Annotated in this window: 14 protein-coding genes and 1 pseudogene; 5 read left to right on the forward strand and 10 right to left on the reverse strand. The window is 33.8% G+C overall.

What is annotated here, in order from left to right; all coding sequences use genetic code 11:
- Positions 1-273 precede the first annotated feature (273 nt).
- The 5 genes from AC4PRO_RS15415 to AC4PRO_RS15435 all read left to right on the forward strand — a co-directional run bounded on the left by AC4PRO_RS15415 (position 274) and on the right by AC4PRO_RS15435 (position 5,135).
- The gene (locus tag AC4PRO_RS15415) at positions 274-2,640 is read left to right on the forward strand and encodes a PAS domain S-box protein (RefSeq protein WP_492117996.1); all 2,367 of its coding nucleotides are present in this window, start codon (positions 274-276) and stop codon (positions 2,638-2,640) included.
- A gap of 18 nt (positions 2,641-2,658) precedes the next feature.
- A complete protein-coding gene (locus AC4PRO_RS15420; RefSeq protein ID WP_492118019.1) occupies positions 2,659-3,333 on the forward strand; it encodes a sensor histidine kinase in 675 nt (224 codons plus the stop codon).
- Positions 3,330-3,737, forward strand: coding sequence for a response regulator (locus AC4PRO_RS15425; RefSeq protein WP_492117997.1), 408 nt, complete (start codon positions 3,330-3,332; stop codon positions 3,735-3,737). Before AC4PRO_RS15420 ends, AC4PRO_RS15425 begins: the two co-directional genes overlap by 4 nt.
- A gap of 124 nt (positions 3,738-3,861) precedes the next feature.
- Positions 3,862-4,623 (forward strand): LytR/AlgR family response regulator transcription factor, encoded by a 762-nt coding sequence (locus AC4PRO_RS15430; protein WP_492117998.1) that lies wholly within the window; start codon positions 3,862-3,864, stop codon positions 4,621-4,623.
- Positions 4,624-4,724: 101 nt separating this feature from the next.
- A complete protein-coding gene (locus AC4PRO_RS15435; protein WP_492117999.1) occupies positions 4,725-5,135 on the forward strand; it encodes a response regulator in 411 nt (136 codons plus the stop codon).
- Between the two features lie 420 nt (positions 5,136-5,555).
- On the opposite strand, the gene AC4PRO_RS15440 is transcribed toward AC4PRO_RS15435, so the two are convergent.
- The 10 genes and pseudogenes from AC4PRO_RS15440 to AC4PRO_RS15485 form a co-directional block, all read right to left on the reverse strand.
- Positions 5,556-5,771, reverse strand: coding sequence for a hypothetical protein (locus AC4PRO_RS15440; RefSeq protein WP_492118000.1), 216 nt, complete (start codon positions 5,769-5,771; stop codon positions 5,556-5,558).
- Between the two features lie 1,247 nt (positions 5,772-7,018).
- Positions 7,019-8,278 carry an alginate export family protein gene (locus AC4PRO_RS15445; protein ID WP_492118001.1) on the reverse strand — a complete coding sequence of 420 codons (1,260 nt, stop codon included), beginning with the start codon at positions 8,276-8,278 and terminating at the stop codon, positions 7,019-7,021.
- 7 nt (positions 8,279-8,285) lie between these two features.
- Positions 8,286-8,933, reverse strand: coding sequence for an SCO family protein (locus AC4PRO_RS15450; RefSeq protein WP_492118002.1), 648 nt, complete (start codon positions 8,931-8,933; stop codon positions 8,286-8,288).
- Positions 8,934-8,964: 31 nt separating this feature from the next.
- Positions 8,965-9,735 (reverse strand): formylglycine-generating enzyme family protein, encoded by a 771-nt coding sequence (locus tag AC4PRO_RS15455; protein WP_492118003.1) that lies wholly within the window; start codon positions 9,733-9,735, stop codon positions 8,965-8,967.
- Between the two features lie 30 nt (positions 9,736-9,765).
- Positions 9,766-10,089 (reverse strand): annotated as a pseudogene (locus AC4PRO_RS15460) (c-type cytochrome); the annotation flags it as partial.
- A 93-nt stretch (positions 10,090-10,182) separates the two neighbouring features.
- Positions 10,183-11,661 (reverse strand): copper-containing nitrite reductase, encoded by a 1,479-nt coding sequence (gene nirK, locus AC4PRO_RS15465; RefSeq protein ID WP_083380476.1) that lies wholly within the window; start codon positions 11,659-11,661, stop codon positions 10,183-10,185.
- Positions 11,662-11,771: 110 nt separating this feature from the next.
- Positions 11,772-12,014 carry a cytochrome C oxidase subunit IV family protein gene (locus AC4PRO_RS15470; protein WP_074723764.1) on the reverse strand — a complete coding sequence of 81 codons (243 nt, stop codon included), beginning with the start codon at positions 12,012-12,014 and terminating at the stop codon, positions 11,772-11,774.
- A 3-nt stretch (positions 12,015-12,017) separates the two neighbouring features.
- Positions 12,018-12,599 (reverse strand): cytochrome c oxidase subunit 3, encoded by a 582-nt coding sequence (locus AC4PRO_RS15475; protein ID WP_492118004.1) that lies wholly within the window; start codon positions 12,597-12,599, stop codon positions 12,018-12,020.
- Positions 12,600-12,909: 310 nt separating this feature from the next.
- The gene (locus AC4PRO_RS15480) at positions 12,910-13,875 is read right to left on the reverse strand and encodes a DUF438 domain-containing protein (RefSeq protein ID WP_492118005.1); all 966 of its coding nucleotides are present in this window, start codon (positions 13,873-13,875) and stop codon (positions 12,910-12,912) included.
- A gap of 8 nt (positions 13,876-13,883) precedes the next feature.
- The gene (locus AC4PRO_RS15485; protein WP_492118006.1) at positions 13,884-15,662 is read right to left on the reverse strand and encodes a nitric oxide reductase activation protein NorD; all 1,779 of its coding nucleotides are present in this window, start codon (positions 15,660-15,662) and stop codon (positions 13,884-13,886) included.
- Between the last annotated feature and the right edge of the window lie 24 nt (positions 15,663-15,686).

A 15,686-nucleotide genomic window follows, 5' to 3' on the forward strand; every position in this document is an offset into this window, starting at 1 on the left:
CCATACTTACATTTCAACACACTTATTCCTAAAAACGGGATAGTTATTACTTTTAACGTTCTCTTACGAAAAGAGTAAGAGAATTTTGTGTTATTTAGGATAATTATTTAAATTGCATAGTATTTTATTCGTTAAGAAAAAAATACTACTCTTGATATAAATAAACAGCTTTATCTATATTTGAAGTTTTAATTGATAGCAAAATTTTAGCTTTAATTTCGTCAAAATTGTTAAGAATTTTAAACTCAATTACATCACTGATAAACTTACATTATGGTAACTAAAATAGCAATTTTAAAAAGTGATTCAATTGAAATTAGTTTGATTAATAAGGAATTAGATCGTACTGGTTTCAGCTACACTTCTGAAATTATAGAAATGACCGCTGATTTCGAGAGTGAATTGAAAAATTGCTCCCACGATATAATAATCGTTAATTATGCTTTATGCGATATTAACTGGAAAAAAGCTTTGAAAATTAGAAATAGACACTACCCATCGATCCCGTTAATTTTTCTTTCGGATAACATAGAGCCAGAAAATGGTATCGAAATGATCAAAAAAGGCGTGTCGGATATTGTATTTAAACAAAATATCTCTGCTTTAGGTCCTAAAATAACTAGAGCCTTAAAAAATAGTCCAGAATTAAAAAAAAAGGAGATAGGAAATAAAACAAGAAAAAAGGACTCTATTAAAACTAAATTATCACTTAAGCGAGTAACACTCCAAGGTGTATTTAATAATTCAATGGAAGCTATTATGCTAACTGAGTTGGATGGTCTTGTCCTTTCAGCAAATCCTGCTGCCTGCACAATGTTCCAAATGACAGTAGAGGAACTGATTCAAAAGAGTAGATTTGGTCTAGTAGATTTGACAGATGAAAATTTAGAAAAACTAACTAAAGAACGGCAGGAAACAGGAAAATGTGAAGGAGAATTAAGATTCTTACGCAAAGACGGCACTGTATTTCCTGCAATGATGAGTTCGGGGGTTTTTAAAGACAAGTACGGTAATCAAATAACTTCAGTTACAATTCGTGATCTGTCTGATTATAAAGAGAGGCAACAGCAACTGGCAAAAACAACAGTAGAGTTACAAGAAGCAGTAAATGACCTCAACAAAATATTAGAATCATCTTTAGATATAATATGTTCTATTGATGAGCACTATAGATTTATGACTATAAACGCGGCCTGCACAAACGTTTGGGGATACGAACCAAATCAATTAATTGGCGTTGACTATCGTAAACTTGTCTATCCGGAAGATCTGGAAAATACGCTTATCACTGAAGCCGCAATTAAGGAAGGCAATCCGGTGACGACATTTGAAAACCGAGTTATCCATAAAAACGGAAAAATTGTGTCAATGTTGTGGAGTGCTAAATGGGATGACGATGAAAAATTATTTTATTGTATAGCCAAGGATATCTCAGAAAAAAAGAAATTAGAAAAAGCCTACCAAATAGAGAGACAGCGCTTTACAGACATTTATGATCAAGCACCTTCTTGTATGGGGATTTTAAAAGGTCCTGATTATATATATGAATTGGCCAATCCGCTCTATTTAAAATTAATAGAAAAGGAAAACGTGATTGGTAAAACGGTAATGGAAGTACTGCCTGAACTAAAGAGTCAGGGGGTTTTTGACCTTTTGGATGCAGTTTATACTACAGGAGAACCATTCATTGCGAACGAAATGCAGATGAAATTCGATTTTCATGGTAATGGAATACTCGTTGATACCTATCTCAGTTTTAGCTATCAGGCGCACAGAGACCCTGACGGTATAATTGATGGTATATTATTTTTTGGCATCGACGTAACTGAACAGGTGTTGTCACGAAAGAAGATTGAAGAAAGTGAAAAATTATATAAGGAATTGATTAGAGAATTGCCAGTAGCCACTTATTCTTGCGATGCTAACGGAAAAATAACAATTTTCAATAAGGCAGCTAGTGCAATGTGGGGCAGAGAACCCGAAATTGGAAAAGACTTGTGGTGCGGTTCGTGGAATATGCTAAACAATGATGGTACACAAATTCCATTAGATTTGTGTCCTATGGCAATCGCTTTAAAAGAAGGAAAAACCGTTTCTGGTATGGAAATAATATTTGAACATGAGACGGGTGAAAAACGCCATGTGCTTCCACATGCCGTTCCTTATATCGATCCAACTGGTAAAATCACGGGAGCTGTAAATATGCTAACGGATATTACCGAAAGCAAAGCAGCACAAAAGGCATTAGAACTTCGTAACAATGAACTGGCCAATTATCGATATGCACTGGACGAATCAAGTATTGTTAGTATTACCGATCAAAAAGGGAAAATTGTATATGCAAATGACAACTTCTGTAAAATATCTAAATTTAGTATAGATGAATTAATAGGAAAAGATCATAAATTAATCAGCTCCGGCTATCACTCTGTAGAATTTATACAAAATATTTGGAATACTATTGCTAAAGGTAACACCTGGAAAGGGGAATTAAAAAATAAAGCAAAAGATGGAACCTTTTACTGGGTCGACACTACGATTACCCCTTTTATCGATGAACAGGGGAAACCGTATCAATATGTAGCCACCAGATTTGATATCACAGAACGCAAAAAAGCAGAACTGAATCTCGAAACCTAAAACAAGGAACTTCTAAAAATTAACAAAGAATTAGATCGATTTGTATATAGCGTTTCTCACGATTTGCGTTCTCCCTTAACGTCAATTCAGGGATTAGTTTCAATTATTGAGGACGAAAGCGAAGAACCGGAAACTCTGGAACATGCCCAGATGATAAAGAGTAGTGTAAATCGTCTCGATGAATTTATCAGAAAAATTTTAAGTTATTCACAAAATAACCGTACTGGATTAGAGCTAGAAATAATCTCTCTCAATAGCAATATTTTGAATATTGTTAAATCCCTTAAAAACATGGCCCAAGCAAAAGGCATTGAATTTGAAGTTGAAATTGAGGAGCAATATCCATTCTGCACGGATAAACTCCGTTTCAATAATATAGTGGAAAATCTTATTTCAAATGCAATTAAATACCATAAACCTATTGACACCGAAAGATTTATTAAAGTGATAGGAAAGGTAGATGAAGAAATTCTTCAACTACAAATATCTGATAACGGAATTGGTACTGCAGCAAAATACCAAGATAAAATATTTGATATGTTTTTTCGAATATCTAGTAAATCAGAAGGATCTGGCATTGGTTTATATATTGTAAAAGACACTGTCGAAAAATTAGAAGGATCAATTCAGGTCCATTCTCAAATTAATGGTGGTACCACTTTTGACATCATTTTAAAAAATTTTATTTTATGATAGATATTAAATCAAAATTTCAAAGAGTGATGCTTATTGATGACAATACTATTGATCTCTATGTTGCTTGTAGGGTAATGAAAAAGAATAATTTTGCAGAGAAAATTGATCAATATACCTCTGCTATTAAAGCACTGGTTTTTTTACAAGAAAATCAGGGTAATTATACTGACTTACCTCAAGTACTATTTGTCGACATCTATATGCCTAAAATGTCTGGGTTTGAGTTTATGGAAGAATATGATAAACTATCTTCCGATTTTAAAAATCAATGCAAGGTTTATATTATTTCGTCTTCTATAGATGAAAATGATATTAAGCGCGCAAATGAAGATAAAAATGTTATTGCTTTCCAAGTAAAAACAATGACTAAAGAATTCCTCAACAGTATTTCATTAATCTAAATAAGAAAAAACATCCTAATATATTTAGTCCCGGAATCGCCGTTGTTTCGTTGCAATATATTCAAAATAACAAAGTAGAACCAAGCATCATTAGGATACTCTTGAGATAAAATAAAACCAAAACATGATTCAAATCAATGCCATAATTATTAACGAAATTAAAGATACCTTAACACTTTTAGAAAAATTTGTTGAAGAAAACTTTATGATCATGAAAATAATTGGGGATGCGTCTTCGGCAAATGAGGGAATAAACTTGATTAAATTGAAAAAACCAGAAGTTGTATTCCTAGACCTATCCTTCAACGATGATTCTTTTTTTGAAATGCTAAATCAGTTAGAATTCAATAGTCCCAAATTAGTATTTATATCTGAACAGGAACACCTTGCAGTAAAAGCATTCAAATACAATGCTATAGATTTTATATTAAAACCAATAGAATTCAATAACGTTATATTGGCGATTTATAAAGTGATTAAAATAATTCAAATGGAGCGTAGTTTTCAGGATCAAAAAATCAACAATATCAATATTCTAAATGAGCAAAACCAGAGTAATGAATATATAGCCGTTTCATCATTAGATAAAATTGAATTGATTCGAATGTCCGAAATCATTTTTTGCAAAGCAGATGGAAAATATACTTGTTTTCATCTAATAGATGGAAAAACAATAATGTCAAGTAGAAATTTAGGAGAATACAGCGTTATTTTGGACAATAACTATTTTTTTAGAATTCATCATTCGTACATTATTAATCTTCGTCAGATTGCGAAAATCTCCAAAAAAGATGGGTACTCTTGTGAATTTTCAAACGGAATTATTTTGCCAGTGGCCAAAAGACGACAGGAAGAATTTAACAAATTTATAAAGCTGAAAGATTAGAAAATAAAATAATAAAAAGTTTAAAAATTACAAGGTCTAATTAAGTTTCTTTCTAAAAAAAGGAATTTTATTTACCATTATTAGTAAAAAAAATAAAAATTATGACAGCTGAATTACAATCAAAATTTGAAAATGTGATGATTATTGATGACAACCTCACAGATCTCTATATTTCATCACGCATCATTATTAAAAATAATTTTGGAAAAAAAGTCTTAGAATATTCCTCCGGAAAAGAAGCATTAAAATACCTGCAGGAAAATCAGGAAAAGGTTCAATTACTACCAAAAGTGATTTTTATAGATATATACATGCCAGCAATGTCAGGATTTGAATTTTTGGAAGAATACGATAAACTTTCCCCCACTTTAAAAAAATACTGCAAGACTTTCATCATATCTTCAACGATCGATGATTATGATATCATACGCGCACGGACCGATCAAAACGTAGTTTTCTTTCAGGTAAAACCAATTACTAAAGAATTCCTTAATCGTATTAATGCCGATTAGAACTCAGTTCGTACATTATTTTTAAAAATAGGATTTTAAAACACACGGTTTTAGACTTAATTTCCTATACCTATTGGTAAAGTCATTTTTCCTAAAAAAGTGAATAATTTACTCATTGCAATAGTATACACATTTGACCGTGTATAATTGACTTTCCGTTTCCCTTAAAACCGCAATTACGAGCCGCCTATTCCCATAAAGCTTCAGTTATTACTTCTCGTTTTGCAATTCAAAAAACATCCTCGTAATTTGTTTTTAGTTACTATTAGTTTAGCAACCCCACACATAATTTACTTGCTCACTAAGAACTTAAAAACAATTCTTAATATTGATTTCGGCAATAAACTTAATAAAATAACAGATGCTAATTTGCGATCCAACTTTAACCTATGGTATGAATAAATTAAATAGTTCTAGAATTCACAACCGAGTAACATTACTCATAACTGGTCTTTTTTCTTCTACAAAAACTTTCACAGCTCCATTACTTTTTGCCTCCCCACCGCCTCCTGGTTTTGCAGATACTTCAGATGTACCTACTGATTCTAATCTGTTTCCAATGATAGCTTTAGGGGTTCTATTTGCCGTGTGTATATTTAAAAAAAATCCTGATAAATAAATTTTAGATTTTATCAAATAAATGATTCTGTTTATTAAAAATTTAAAGTAGATAAGCGAGTTAGTTTAATAAATTAAACTAGTAAAAGAAGAGAAGAATTATAAAAAATAGCTAACTAACTTTTAAAAGGAACTTTTCCGTACTAAAATATATAATTTATGAAAATATATAAAATTGACCCAGATTCTAATAATATGCTGATCCCAAAAAACCGTACAATTTTTTGTTGAAATTTAAGATAGGATTAAAAACCCCACGGTCGCGAGCAGAAATAAGTTCAAAGGCTAGCACGACGCCTCTGGCTCGTACCCACAATCATAAGTAGGCAAAACAAAAAACCAAACTACCCCCGCACGAATCCTTTCGTGTAGTTCGTGATTAAAGAACAAAATTTGAGTGTAAAAAAATATAATTACGAATAGAAATTATAAGTTTACTTCGTCTGTTCGACTATCGTCTCGGGTCATAATCCAAAGGGGGTGTATTTTATCAGTTTTGCTGTAGTAGGATGGTTAGATGTTTTTACGCGAAATGAGTACAAAGATTTACTTATTGAAAATATTGAATTTTGTCAAAAAAAATAAAGGTTTAGAAGTTCATGCTTGATGCATAATGAGTAATCATGTTCATTTGGTTTTTAGGAGTGTCAATGGTCAAAAACCAGAGTTATTGATTGCAGATTAAAAAAGATTTACCAGTCAATCTATAGTAAAAAGTATACAAGAAAATCCTAGAGAGAGCAGAAAGGAATTTTTGTTAGATTTTTTTTAAAAAGAAGCAGAAAAGAATTCAAATGTAAAGCATTATCAGTTTTGGCGACATGACAACAAACCAATTGAACTATGGAGCAACGAAGTTATTCAACAAAAGATTGATTATGTCCATAATAATCCTGTAGAAGAAAGTTTAATTTTTAATCCGAAGATTAAGTATATAGTAGTGCTATTGATTATGCAGGGCAAAAAGGATTAATTGATGATATAGTAGTTTTTAGAATGTTTGGTATGTAGTGATAACGAACCACACGAAAGGATTCGTGCGGTAGCGGCGTGCTTCAAGTCCGATTACAAATTGTATTTTGAATTACTTTTTTACTTTTTAGCTAATTAATCTTTTATTTTTAGCGGTATTCGCTGAATCTTCGATTTATCTTAATGAACCCTTCGTCTTCGCTTCAGGTGATGGTATTTCAGTCCCTATTAAAAATGAAAAAGACTGTGAAACCAACGCACAGTCTTTTTCGAATTAAAAAACCTAAACCTAACTATTTTGTCGCGAATATTCTTGGACTAAATGAAACCATAACCCAAACCCAATTGTTTGTATTGCTTGCATTTCCGCCTTTTAGTCGCTCTAATATTGTTGAACCAAACATTTGAGAATATCCTGCCGAAGCTGTAATGTCTTTTTGTAATGCGTAACTTGTTGTAAAGTCAACTTCTGTGCCTAAATAGCTGTCCATTTTTGCATTAGAAGCATCCAAAACCGTATTTGGAGCCGAGAATACATGAGGAATTAAATTAAACTGCCATTTGTTTTGGGTGTAATTTAGTTTTAAATAAGTATCTTGTAATCCGACACTATTTATGTGGTTACCTACGTAGAAATAATCCATCAAACCATTGAAACCGTGATTAGTTCCAAAAAGAGGTGTGAATGATTTAAAATCAGTGCTGCTGTCATTTTGGTCCTTTCCAGAAAGAAACTCATACCCCAATCCGGCTTTAAACTTAGCTGTAACAGCATATCCTAAATAAGCACCCGCATTAAAAGCGGTTACCTCTTGACCACTGCTTTTCCCTGTTTGCGCATATAAACCTAAGTTTGTGTCCCATTTATTTTCTTTGTAAGAAAGATAAGTCCCAAAGGTTTGTTTGTAATCTACTTTTAAATCTGTTAGCGTTTTTGCATATTCGTAACCGGTATTCAACAACAACAAACTCATGTCTAATTTGCTAAACGCAGTATGATACCAAGCGTATTGCATGGATTTGTAATTGGTTGTGTACGGCGTGGTTGGCGCTACTAGATTTTCTTTATCGGCATTTAATGCAAACCCTAAGTCTAACTGATTATTTTTTGGATGGAAAGAGATTACTGCGGCATCATGACTTTGTCCTTGTTGCGCCCAATCAATTTCTCCTAAAATACGCTGGTTGTCGTACGAAATTACCTGACGCCCTAAACGTGCGCTCCAGTTGGTGTCAAAATCGTATTGTGCCCAAGCTTCGAAAACCGCAATTGCATTTTTATCAGCGGTGGTAGTCGTAGCAACATCACCCCAAGTACGTATGTTTTGCAGGCTTAATTTAGTTTTTAATTTGTCTTGTTTGAAATTCAAAATTAAACGAGAACGTTGAGACACAAATGAGGTCGCGTCTTCTGAATCTTTAATTAAGCTCTTAAATCCGTTTCGATATTCAAAACGAGGTCTAAGTTGTAGACTTGCATCAAATTCTTGAGCGAAAGAACCTATGCTTATCAATCCAAAGAATAATAAACCAATTATTTTTAATGATTTCATGAGTTGTTTAATTTAGCTTATTCGCTTCTTCAGTAATTTTTTTAATAGTTTCATCAGAGTTAACCCCAATGCCTTCTTGCTGAAAGGCTAGTTCTCCTTCGGCATTAAAAACACTAATAATGTTTGAATGTGAAAAATCCATCGGTGATATTTTTTTGTAATTAACCGCTAATACTGCTGCAAATTCACGAGTGTTTTCTTCCGTTGAGCGCAAGAATAACCATTGATCTCCTTCCATTTTATTTTCAATAGAGAACGCTTTCAGTTTTTTAGGAGTGTCAACCTCTGGGTCGATACTTACTAAGACAAGCTTGACATTTTTCTTAATATTATCTGATAAATGAGCTTCTATATTTCGCATATCAGCCACTAATCTTGGGCAAGCCGACTTACAAGAAGTGTAAATCATTACCATTACAAGAACTTTTCCTTTTAAATCTACCATCTCGATATTCTTGTTATCTTGAGTAGTCCATTTTGACGGTAAATTATAGATTGATAAATCCGACATAGGTTTAGCAGCTGGTTTTTCAGTTGCATGCTCTCCCGATTTATTTTCTTCCTTTCTCTTGTTGCACGATTGAAGTGACAACAGCATTATAGCTAATCCTAAAACGAGCTTTAAACTACTAGTTAATGTATTATTTGATTTCATTTCTTTAAATTTTGAATTGTTCTCGGAACGGCTATTTATCCTTAGCGCAACGGAAACCTAGATTTTTAGTGGTGTAACTTGCTTTTAAACTTCCTCGAAAAGCATACCGCATAAAAGCAGCATAATTCATTAAATCAGTGGCATTGATAGAGGCGCTTCCGCAAAATAGATTCTTGTCTGTATCCTTATCTTTTCTAGATTCACCAGAAAGAAAAATACTATTGAAGTCGCCAGTCCATTCCCAAACTAATCCATGCATATCATAAACACCCCAATAATTTTTGAATGTTTCCCCTACAGGATTAGCATAAGTATTTGGCTTTTCATACCAAGACATAATGTATTTATTGAAGCTTTCTTTAGTACGCGCATCGATTCTTTTTTCATCGGCCATAGCCACATATTCCCACTCGTCCATAGTAGGCAATCTTTCTCCTTGACATTCGCAATATTTCTTTGCAGTAAACCAAGAAATATTTGTTACTGGTGCGTTGCTTAAATTTGCTTTTCCGTAATTATAATCACTTGCCCAATGCGATAGATAGCTTTTATCAGCAAATAGTCCTTTTATTCTAGAACGTGTATTTTCTGGATATTTTTTTAAAAATGCTAAGTATTGCGCATTTGTAACAGGATGAACATCAAGATAAAACGCTTTTACTTCTAACGGTTTTTTATTTGCGGCACCATAAAGGGGAACAAATGTTCCCCTTTCTATAGCAACCATTTTAGTTTGTTGAGCCCATAGCGATGTTGCTATCAGTAATAGAAATAATGACAAAACTATTTTTCGTTTTAACATGGCTATTGTTTTTTTATGCTTTTATAACTATTATTTTCTTTGGGCTTTTACCATTGCTGTTGTAACCACTGTTTTATTATTACCCCAGTTTGCATAAACATAAGTAAATACATCTGCTATTTGTTGGTCGCTTAATGCTTGAGCAGGCATGGCACTGTTAAACTTTTTACCATTTACAGTAATTGCACCCGTAAGTCCTTTTACTACACCTTTTATCGCTCGATTTGTATCTTTATTCAAGTAATCTGATTTAGCCAATGGAGGGAATGCACCAGGGATTCCTAACGCGGTCACTTGATGGCAAGCCACGCAAACCTTATCATAAACTACTTTTCCTTTAGCTGAATTTTGGCTGAATCCTTGTAAAGCCAATGTCAACATTGCGATTGTAAAAACATACTTTTTCATCTTGTTATTAATTTATTGTTGTAACTATTTTGTTTATTCTTAATGGCTTTCTTTCGCTTTTGGAGCTGGTGTTGCTCTAATTGCTTTTACTCTTCCTGGAGTTATCACCGTTTTATTATTTCCCCAACTGCTGTACACATAGGTTAAAACATCGGCAACTTCTTCATCAGTCAAGTTTTGACTCGTCATTACATTATTGAATTTTTTTCCGTTTACCGTAACTTCTCCACTCAAGCCGCGTAATACAGCACCAATTGCTCTATCCGGATTGGCATTCAAGAAATCTGATTTAGCTAACGGTGGGAAAGCATTTGGAACTCCTTGTCCTTCTTGTTGGTGACAAGCAAAACAAGTTCTTCCATACAATTCTCTACCAGAGCTAACTTGTTGCGCAACCGTTTTAGCAACCGTAGGTTTTTCTTTACCAGCTACTTTTGGCATATTTTGTACCGTTCCACCTTCAGGTAAATAAATTCCTTCTTGTATTGTTCCAGAATATACTTTTTTATTGTCTTCGCCTTCTACTTTCAACATACCTAAAGCTCCTTTATTAAAGGCTCTAAAAATAGAGTGGTCTACTAAAATGAATGTTCCAGGAACCTCTACTTTAAGTTCAACTATAACGGCACCACCGGCAGGAATTAAAGTGGTTTGTACGTTTTTATTAATTAGTTCACCCCCTTCAATATGCACTTTGTCAAAGATTTCACCAATGGCGTGAAAAGAAGACACTAAGTTAGGCCCACCATTACCCATAAAAATACGTACTGTTTCTCCTTTTTTGGCTGTTAATGCTTTTTCGCCAGTCAAGGCTCCTACTTTACCATTAAACACTACATAATCTGGAGTTTCTTTAATCGCTTTATCCATATCAAAAGCTTGATGCCCTTGTTCTCCATAAGCTCCTTTAGTATAAAAATCCCCTTGCATGATGTAGTACTCTTTGTCTACCGGAGGTAAACCACCTTCTGGTTCCACCAAAATCAAACCATACATTCCGTTTGCGATGTGCATTCCTACAGGCGCTGTTGCACAATGATACACATACAAACCAGGAAGTAATGTTTTGAAATTAAATACTTTTTCGTGTCCTGGTGCTACAAGTGACGAAGTTGCTCCTCCACCTGGACCTGTTACCGCATGTAAATCGATATTGTGCGGCATTTTGTTGTCTGGATGATTTTTCAAATGAAATTCTACCTCATCTCCTACTCTAGTTCTAATAAAACTACCCGGAACTGATCCTCCAAATGTCCAATACGTATATTTCACCCCATCAACCATTTCTCCTTCTTGTTCCTTAATTTCCATGTTCACGATCAGCTTTTTTGCCGCTCGATCTCCTACTGGTTTTGGAACAAATGGTGGCGCAGTAAGCTCAGCAACTTCCTGCCCTTCTACTTTTATACTTTCATAATATTTAGCATCTTTCTCTTCTGTTTTACCACAAGAAAAAAGACCTAAAGCAAGAGCTACTACTACAATAGCATTCTTTGTTTGTTGTTTAATGTTACTCATAACATGAATTTTTTTCGTTTATTTTCGCTTTGTATTATTATTCAAAATTAAAAGATAAAAAGGTCTTTTATTATGATAAAAGTCATGTTTTTAACTTTATTTTAAGGATTTTAAAAAACTAATAATACCAACGAAATTAGCAGTGTTAAAACTATAATTAAAGTGTATTTCCAAGCCGAATTTGCCTTTCTTAATTCCATAAATTGAAAAGCAACCAACAAGAATTTAATACCTGAAAGTCCCATTATCAAAGCGACTGCTACATTCGAAAATGAAGTTGAATTTGAAATTAAAGCAGTAGTTATCGTCAATACAATCAACAATCCATAAGTAACTAATAGTGATTTTTTCATTTCTTAAAAGATTAAATAAAGAGTTGGAAAAAGTAGCAGCCAAATCAAGTCGCACATATGCCAGAAAGCGGCACAGGCCTCAACGTCCTCAACAGCTGTATCCGAATTTTTCCTGGTCATTCCGTAGTTTGTCCAAATCAAAATTACCAATCCCATAATAACATGAATCAAGTGAAAAGCGGTAAGCAACCAATAAAAACTAAAGAAAACATTTGTTTCTAATGTAATTTCAGACTCAATTTTATGATAATATTCTACACTTTTTAAGATCAAAAATAACAAACCACCAAGCATAGTTAGCTTGAAATAAAAAGATGATTTTGCTATATTTTTTCCCTTGAATTGGTGTACGGCGGTAGCCATAAAAAAACCACTAGTCAATAAGAAAATAGTATTAATAGCACCAAAAGTAGTGTTGAGTTGCAAACGGGATTGATGAAATACTTCTGGTTCTTGGTGACCATAATAAACAAAGGCAATCAATGCCATTCCGAAAGTTATTAATTCCAGATAAATGATGATCCACATCAAAATCCCTCCCGGAGGATAAAAGATGTTTTTGTAATCGATTTTTAATGTGTTCATAATTTTCAATAGTATAGATTTTTGATTATATAAGTTAAAAAACTTAACAGGAAAGGATACTAATTTGATAAGGCTTGAAAAAATATTGCAACAATTCAGTGTGTTGATTTTTCAAAAGTTGAATTGCCTCCAACTTTAGCTTGAGGTTTAAAATCAGGATTATCTCATATGGCTTTAGTCTAAAAGCGTATAATTTTGGCTAAAGCCCTATCTAAATAATTTCAAATACCCCAGCTAAAGCTGCTGCCAATTGAAACTATTTTTGAACTAAATCGCTACAAAATCTTAAATCCTTATTCTTAAATCAATATTATTCCCAGTCTAGTAGTCGTTTTTCACCCTCAATTTTCTTGATATCGGTGATATCCTGCGACATTTCTATGACTCCTTTGTAATTTTTATCGGCGTCCCTAACTGCAAAATAACGTATGTAGATTAAGCGATCTTTGAAGTTAATCCAAAACGAGGATTCGCTTTTGGTGCCTTTTCTAAATTCTTCCAAAATTTTGAGAACGGTTCCTACGCTTTTGGGCGGATGACAAAATTTTACTTCTCGACCGATAATTCCAGCACTTCGAGGAAAAACACGTTCTTCACCTCTATTATAGAAAATAACTTTATCATTTTCATCTACATAAGTAAGATCTAGAGGCAGGGTTCTAAAAAGCAAGTTCACCTGTTCTACCGTCATGTGTCCTTCGTCATAATGAGAAGTATTTTCTAAAGAGAATGGCATTTCCCTTACCGTAAAATCTTCACTTGGGTGAACATAAGCAACCGCTGGATATAGAGAAGGTGGTTGTGAAAGCATCCATCCAATTTCTTCTTCGCCTTCACGCATGGTAATCCAATCTTTTTCGGTCAATATGTCTAAGGCATTTGGAAACAAAACAGTTTCTTCGACATCCAATAATCGGTAAATTCCATTAATTAAATACGGTGCATTCTCCTTTATTTTTTCGAAATCCCTTGCGTCGATATGCTTACGCAAAATTTTAAATTGTTCTCTCAAATTATCATGAAACGACCACATTCCTTGAGACGGCCCTACCCAACCTTTTAGCTCCAAAAACGGAAAAAGTTGATTTTCTTTGCGTGCAAATCGTTTCTCAATTGTGTGTAATTGATTGAAAATATTAGTGTATTTCTGTAATTCGTCCTCTGGATTTACTGCAGCTAATTCTGTTAACAATGTATTTATAATTTTCTTTTCCTGAAAGTAAACCGAAACTGGGTGTCCTTCTGGAAGTGCTGTGGTATTTGATACTTCATTCATATCATTACTTATTTTTGATGTTTAATTTTCTCGTACAATTTCACTAAGGATTGCAACAGCTCAACGGGAGTCGTCAAAATCTGGTAGTGATTTTGTCCGAACATTTGTGGTAGATAATATTTGGCCTGAGCTTCAATGGCTAACGCATAGGAATTAATATTCCTACGGTTGAGCTCTCGAAGTGCTTGCTTAACATCATTAATACCGTATTTACCTTCGTATTTATCGTAATCATTGGGTTTCCCGTCAGAAATTAGAATAACCCATTTGTTTTTGGTGCTTCTGCTGTCTAATCGTGCGCCTGCATGTCGCAAAGCAGCACCAATTCGAGTATAACCGTTAGGTTCTATGGCTCCAATTTTATGCTTGGCTACGTCCCATTTTTCGTCAAAATCCTTAACCGTTAAGTAGGTCGAATAGTTGCGCGTTTTAGAATAAAAACTATCAATCGAAAAATCAATATTGAATTCATTCAACATTTCTCCAAAGAGAATAGAAACTTCTTTTTCGACATCAATCACCCGGTTTCCTGCCGCATAGCTGTCGCTGGAAAGACTGATATCCAAAAGCAGAAGAATCGATAAATCTTTGTCTTTTTTTCTGTTCGAAATATAAACATTCTCAGACGGCGTGCGTTTTGAATGAACATCTACATATAAATCTGTTAAGGCATCGAGGTCAAACTCTTCGCCTTGATTTTGACGTTTTTGTTGTTGCATTTTATTGTTAACGCTCGTCAACATTTTGCGTAAACCCATTAAGGTTGCCGCGTTCTTTGTAATTGTATTTTTATAATAATTGGCATCTGTTTTAAGCTGTGATTTGGGATAGACTTTACAGAAATTGTCTTTGTAATTGCGTTTGTCAAAATCCCATTCGTCATACTTAATATGAAAACCTTTGGCATCCACTTCGGCACTTTCGGAGATCGTAGCATTTTCTACAAAGTCTGCCTGATAAACCGAATGTGCAGTATCATCTACTCGTACGGTATATTTCATGCTCAACTCTTCTAATGCGTCTTGATGTTCCTCTAATTGATCTGAACCATCAAAATCACGCCAAACACCGTTGAATTCTTCGGCCGTTTCGACTTTTTCAAAATTATGGAGCATCACATAATCTTCTTGTTGTTTTTTATCTAATTCAACCGTAATTACTTCTTCTACAGCCGTTGCTTTCAAAGTAGTTGTAGGTTGCTGCTCCTTGGCTTTTTTTATTTTATCTGAAAAATTATCCAGTTTTTTATTGCTGTTTAACTCGATTTCATTTTGCATCCATTTTCCATACAACCAAGAATAATCGGCGGTGATCTTATCGGTTGCTTTTTGAGTGAAATGCTTTTTTATTTTCGAATGGAAATCGGCATCGATAGAAAATTCGGCAAATAAAATTGATAGAATTTCTTCGGATGTCTCCAATGCTTTTTGCTGTGAGAGTTCTAATGATTGCTTTCTTTCAGAAGGTGGTTTCCAGTTGAATTCCAAACGTTTTTGAATACTAAGATATACCACCCGAAAGAGATAGAAAGTAAGATTCTCATTCGTATTCTCTAAGTCCGAAAAAGATATTGGAAGGAAAAAATTATTGTTTTTATAACCGCCTTCTCTTTCCGCAGGATAAATATCGATAGGATCACCCGTCAATGCGCGCGCCAAAATCGTTAAACGTGGTTTGACATCATTCAACAGTACTGTTCTAGCTACAATTTCGGGATCAATTTTTCTGCTTTTTTTCAATTGCTTGAAAAATTTCCCTACTAAATATTCGTCTAATTCGAAACCCATAGTTTTAGTATTCAGTGTTCATTT

It is taken from the genome of Flavobacterium sp. DW-iso2, from assembly GCF_058725285.1.